This is a genomic window from Pantoea sp. B9002, from assembly GCF_013385945.1.
Taxonomy (GTDB): domain Bacteria; phylum Pseudomonadota; class Gammaproteobacteria; order Enterobacterales; family Enterobacteriaceae; genus Pantoea.
Window position 1 is genome coordinate 1 of record NZ_JACAPA010000075.1, and the last position, 5,289, is coordinate 5,289.

Below are 5,289 nucleotides of genomic sequence, written 5' to 3' on the forward strand. Positions count from 1 at the left end.
ATAGTGGCGAGTCGGGGTTTCGTATTCAACGTGAGAAGTGTTGATGGTGATACCACGCGCCTTCTCTTCTGGCGCTTTATCGATCTCATCGAACTTACTTGCTTTACCACCGTAGGTTTTAGCCAGAACGGTAGTGATTGCAGCAGTCAGGGTAGTTTTACCGTGGTCGACGTGACCGATGGTGCCCACGTTTACGTGCAGTTTGTTACGTTGAAATTGCTCTTTAGCCATCGCTAGTCCCTCTAAGACACGGATATATCGAAGATATCGTCATATCAACCAGGCAATGCCTGACTGTTTGGTTTACAGAGAGAGAATCAGGAGAGAGATAAAGGAAGTGGTGCTGATACCCAGAGTCGAACTGGGGACCTCACCCTTACCAAGGGTGCGCTCTACCAACTGAGCCATATCAGCACATCTGGAGCGGGCAGCGGGAATCGAACCCGCATCATCAGCTTGGAAGGCTGAGGTAATAGCCATTATACGATGCCCGCATCCTGGAACTCGGCTACCTGTTCTTTCTGTAGCTTATGAATAATAAAAGAAGACCTTCTATTATTCGAGCCGGTCAGAGTTTCTGACCAACTTTGATTGCGCTAATGCGCAATCTGAAATTCGAAGGTGAGAGATGAAGAACTCACCCATCAGATAAAGACTTTATCTGATGCCCAACCAGGAGGTTGAGATGGTGGTGGGAGAAGGATTCGAACCTTCGAAGTCTGTGACGGCAGATTTACAGTCTGCTCCCTTTGGCCGCTCGGGAATCCCACCTACTTGATGGTGCCGGCTACCGGAATCGAACTGGTGACCTACTGATTACAAGTCAGTTGCTCTACCAACTGAGCTAAGCCGGCATCAAGTGGAGCGCATTCTAGGAAGACCCGAAGAAGGATGCAACAAAAAAATCGTCAAAATTGTTCTATCGCTTACTATTTGTGCAAATCATCTCAAATTAGTCATCACTTGCAGTAAAATCATCCTAAATCCGTGCATTTTTACATCAGCATGTCGATTGATTTGCTATGGACCGCCATCATTTCCAATGCACATTTTTGAAGCACACTGCCTTTCTGCCGTGCAAATTGTAGAAAATTTTTCGTGAAACCATCCGCTACAGTCGTTTTTTCTGCTGGCCCGCATTTTGCTTATCTATTTAATCGGATCATTAAATGGAGGATGTCGCATGAATATTGTTCAGCTCACTGCCGAAACATTACCCCTTTATCGCCAGGCTTTGGCTACCCTGATGATTGACGCGGTAAAAAACAATATGACTTCGGCATTTCAATGTTCGCAAGGATTGCAACAGTATCAGGATGCCGAGCGCTATTTTCATAGCTTGCGCAACCAACTGGCACGCCATGAGTTGCTGTTATGGATTGCCGTCATCGACTCGGTTGTGGTGGGAAGCGTGCAGCTCAATATTTGTCAGCGTCCAGATGGACAAAATCGCGCGGAAGTTTTACAGCTGCTTGTACATTCCAGCGCTCAGCGAGAAGGGATTGGACGCAGATTAATGCAGACGCTTGAGCACAAGGCAGAAAGCTATCAGCGTGGGCTACTTTATTTGGATGTCATTGCGGGTTCTGAAGCAGAAAATTTTTACCGGTCACACGGCTACAACTATTTAGGGGAATTGCCCGACTATGCATTATGCGCGGATGGGCATCCTCATCCCGGCGCGATTTACTATAAACGTCTGCGTACCAGCCCAGCAGAAAATGTAGCGACAAGCTACTGACCGACAAGAAAAATGCGGGCACGCTTGCGAAAGCGTGCTCCTGTTTATCATTTTACTTCTTTTTAAAGTCACACTGGTGTTACCCTCCTGCCCATTGTTCTCGTTAATTACCCCTGTGACGTGCAATTGAGTTTGATACATCGTTGTATGCCTAATGCAGCAAGGTGTTGATGAATCAGAATTTGCACTCAGATGCATGCTTATGAGTAAAAAAACGACACCTCTTACTACGCCCTATTTGCAGTTTAATCGCCAACAATGGGCAGCGCTGCGCGATTCAGTACCAATGACGTTGGCTGAAGGTGAAATTGAGCGTCTGCGTGGTATCAATGAAGACCTTTCATTAGAAGAAGTGGCAGAAATTTATCTGCCGCTATCGCGTTTGCTTAATTTCTATATCAGTTCTAATCTGCGTCGTCAGGCAGTGCTTGAGCAATTCCTTGGCACTAATGGGCAGAAAATCCCTTATATCATCAGTATTGCCGGCAGCGTTGCGGTAGGAAAAAGCACAACCGCTCGTGTGCTTCAGGCGCTGCTTAGCCGCTGGCCAGAACACCGCAAAGTTGAACTGATCACTACTGATGGTTTTTTGCATCCTAATGCCGTGCTCAAAGAACGCGGTTTGATGAAGAAAAAAGGGTTCCCGCAATCTTACGATATGCATCGCCTGGTTAACTTCGTCTCTGATTTAAAATCGGGTGCTAACCAGGTGACAGCGCCGGTTTATTCTCATCTGATTTACGATGTCATTCCGGATGGCGATAAGGTCGTACAACAGCCTGATATTCTTATTCTTGAAGGATTGAATGTGCTGCAAAGCGGTATGGACTATCCTCACGATCCTCATCATGTATTTGTGTCTGATTTCGTGGATTTTTCAATTTACGTCGATGCACCAGAGTCATTACTCGAGAGCTGGTATGTAAATCGATTCCTGAAATTCCGTGAGGGCGCATTTAGCGATCCGGACTCTTATTTCCATCACTATTCGCAATTACCAGAAGAGGATGCACTCAATATTGCGCGTGGGCTATGGAAAGAGATTAACTGGCTTAATTTAAAGGAAAATATACTGCCTACACGTGAACGAGCCAGCCTTATTATGACTAAGTCGGCTGATCATGCGGTGCAGAGTGTACGTTTGAGAAAATAGTCTTTTTAAATAAAATGCCCATAAAAGATTGTGGGCATTTTAATTTATTTACTCATATGCATTAACTGTCTGGACGCAATGAAATCTCGCCCCCGACCCAGGATTTAATGACTCCATCCTGCTCCAGTAATAAACCGCCCTGCTTATCAATACCTCGCGCAATGCCGTATACCTCACGATCCCCAATAAGAAGCTTCACTGGGCGATTAATGAAGTTATCAAGTGCTTCCCAGCGGGAGACAAATGGCGCCAAACCATCACGTTCAAAAATGGGTAACGCTTCTCGCAGGCTATTAATCAACTTCGCAGCTAACTCGTTGCGATCGATATCAACTCCAGCTTCCTGAAGATTAATCCAACCCTGATTAATTTCTGCCGTGCCTTCTGAACGCATCAGCAAATTGACGCCAGCACCTATAACGATCTGAGCGGCATCGCCGGTTTTTCCGGTTAACTCAACTAAAATACCAGCAAGTTTACGATCGTTAAGATAGAGATCATTCGGCCATTTAACCCGGACATCAGGCGCACCTAATGACTGAATCACTTCTGCCATGATGATACCAATCACCAGACTCAGGCCCATCGCCGCGGCTGGCCCCTGCTCCAAACGCCAATACATGGACATATACAGGTTAGTGCCAAACGGTGAAAACCACTTACGCCCGCGACGTCCGCGCCCTGCTTGCTGATATTCGGCAATGCATGCGTAGCCAGACGGCAATTGATCCATCCGATCTAGCAAATACTGGTTGGTTGAATCGATAACAGGAATCACCGCCAGATTAGGTTGATGCAGGTGAGACAGAATGACTTCTTCATCCAGTAACTGAATTGGCCCCGGTAAGCTATAGCCTTTACCCGTCACCGTATATACATCCAGACCCCAGCTTTTCAGAGTCTGTATATGTTTATTGATGGCAGCACGGCTCATGCCAAGCGCTTCGCCCAGCTGCTCACCAGAGTGAAATTCACCATCAGCCACTAGTGCCACTAACTTTAACGGCACGCTATTATCTTTCATGAAATTACCTCAACGGCGTTACGCTCGCCTCGAGCACCGATAAAGCGCACTTCTGGCTCCAGCCAAACATCAAACTTTTGTCCGACTCTATTTCTAACCTGATGTGCTAAATCGACAATATCCTGTGGAGTGGCATGATCTTCATTTATCAGTACCAGAGCCTGTTGACGGTGAACTGCGGCACCACCCACACGAAAGCCTTTAAGACCACATTGGTCGATCAACCAGCCTGCTGCTAATTTCACTTCTCCATTGGCCTGTGGATAATGTGGAATGGATGGCCACTGCTTAATTAGCGCATCTGCATGCTCAGCTGTGATCAGCGGATTTTTGAAGAAACTACCCACATTGCCTGTAATTTTGGGGTCGGGCAGTTTGCTTTGGCGCATATGGCAAATAGCATTGAATACATCCCAGGCACACACTGTCGCTGGGTTTAATTTAGTCAGATCGCCATAAGTTAGAACAGGCTTCCACTGTTTAGCCAGACGTAATCCCACTGCAATTATGACGTAGTCATTCTTCATTGCATGTTTGAAAACACTATCGCGATAGCCAAACTGGCACTCTTCCCGGTACAAACGAATAATATTTTGCGTTGGAAGATGTATAGCTTCAACGTAGTGACAGATATCTTTAAATTCGACACCATATGCACCGATATTTTGAATCGGTGCTGAGCCGGCCATACCAGGAATTAGCGCCAGGTTTTCCAGTCCTGTAATGCCCTTTTTTAGCGTCTGTTCAACTAAAGCATGCCAATTTTCGCCGGCACCAACATGCAAATGCCAAGCTTCGTCATGCTCTTCGATAGCTATGCCTTTAATCGCATTAACCACTACCGAGCCGCTAAAATCTTCAAGGAAGAGTACGTTGCTTCCTTCGCCTAATACAATAAAAGGCAGATTTGATTGCTGACTGTCTTTCCAGGCCAAAGTAATAGCGTCAGGCGTTTCAGCGATGGTCAGCGTTTGTGCATTGATCGTAAGACCAAGGGTATTGAAAGCTTGTAGGGATGTATTGGGGCTGGACATTTCACGGCCTTTACTGATTAATCTGGCCGTAGTTTACCTGATCGGCAGGTTGCGAGTTTGGTGTTTTCTTATTTCTGGTGGGAAATTACTAATGTACAGACGTAAAAAAGCCCCGAACTTTCGTTCGGGGCTTCTTCACTGATTGATGCCTGGCAGTTCCCTACTCTCGCATGGGGAGACCCCACACTACCATCGGCGCTACGGCGTTTCACTTCTGAGTTCGGCATGGGGTCAGGTGGGACCACCGCGCTAAAGCCGCCAGGCAAATTCTTTGTGCAAAAACGAATATCATTCGCTTCCGCTAAATCTTTAATCCGTAAAACAAGCTGAAAATCTC

General features: G+C 46.4%; 5 protein-coding genes, 4 tRNA genes and 1 rRNA gene. 2 read left to right on the plus strand and 8 right to left on the minus strand.

The genetic code is table 11. The annotated features are described in order from the left end of the window. From HX773_RS25015 to HX773_RS25035, 5 genes are all read right to left on the minus strand, one after another. On the minus strand, nt 1-231 hold a 231-nt coding region (locus tag HX773_RS25015; RefSeq protein WP_255433256.1), incomplete at its 3' end, for a GTP-binding protein. Between the two features lie 107 nt (nt 232-338). After that, a tRNA-Thr gene (locus HX773_RS25020) sits at nt 339-414 on the minus strand. 5 nt (nt 415-419) lie between these two features. Further along, a tRNA-Gly gene (locus tag HX773_RS25025) sits at nt 420-494 on the minus strand. A gap of 192 nt (nt 495-686) precedes the next feature. Then, nucleotides 687-771: transfer RNA gene (locus tag HX773_RS25030), tRNA-Tyr, on the minus strand. Nucleotides 772-778: 7 nt separating this feature from the next. Further along, nucleotides 779-854: transfer RNA gene (locus HX773_RS25035), tRNA-Thr, on the minus strand. Between the two features lie 329 nt (nt 855-1,183). Here HX773_RS25035 and HX773_RS25040 point away from each other — a divergent pair. Together HX773_RS25040 and coaA are read left to right on the plus strand one after the other, a co-directional pair. Then, the gene (locus HX773_RS25040) at nt 1,184-1,741 is read left to right on the plus strand and encodes a GNAT family N-acetyltransferase (protein WP_176973754.1); all 558 of its coding nucleotides are present in this window, start codon (nt 1,184-1,186) and stop codon (nt 1,739-1,741) included. Nucleotides 1,742-1,943: 202 nt separating this feature from the next. After that, complete coding sequence (gene coaA, locus HX773_RS25045; RefSeq protein WP_176973755.1) at nt 1,944-2,894, plus strand: type I pantothenate kinase; 951 nt, start codon at nt 1,944-1,946, stop codon at nt 2,892-2,894. 61 nt (nt 2,895-2,955) lie between these two features. Here coaA and birA read toward each other — a convergent pair whose 3' ends face one another. From birA to rrf, 3 genes are all read right to left on the minus strand, one after another. Continuing rightward, nucleotides 2,956-3,918 (minus strand): bifunctional biotin--[acetyl-CoA-carboxylase] ligase/biotin operon repressor BirA, encoded by a 963-nt coding sequence (birA, locus tag HX773_RS25050; protein WP_176973756.1) that lies wholly within the window; start codon nt 3,916-3,918, stop codon nt 2,956-2,958. Beyond that, on the minus strand, nt 3,915-4,952 hold the full coding sequence (gene murB / locus HX773_RS25055) for a UDP-N-acetylmuramate dehydrogenase (protein ID WP_176973757.1): 1,038 nt from the start codon (nt 4,950-4,952) through the stop codon (nt 3,915-3,917). The genes birA and murB overlap by 4 nt, the downstream gene beginning before the upstream one ends. A gap of 147 nt (nt 4,953-5,099) precedes the next feature. Beyond that, nucleotides 5,100-5,215: ribosomal RNA gene (gene rrf, locus HX773_RS25060) — 5S ribosomal RNA — on the minus strand. Nucleotides 5,216-5,289: the final 74 nt, after the last annotated feature.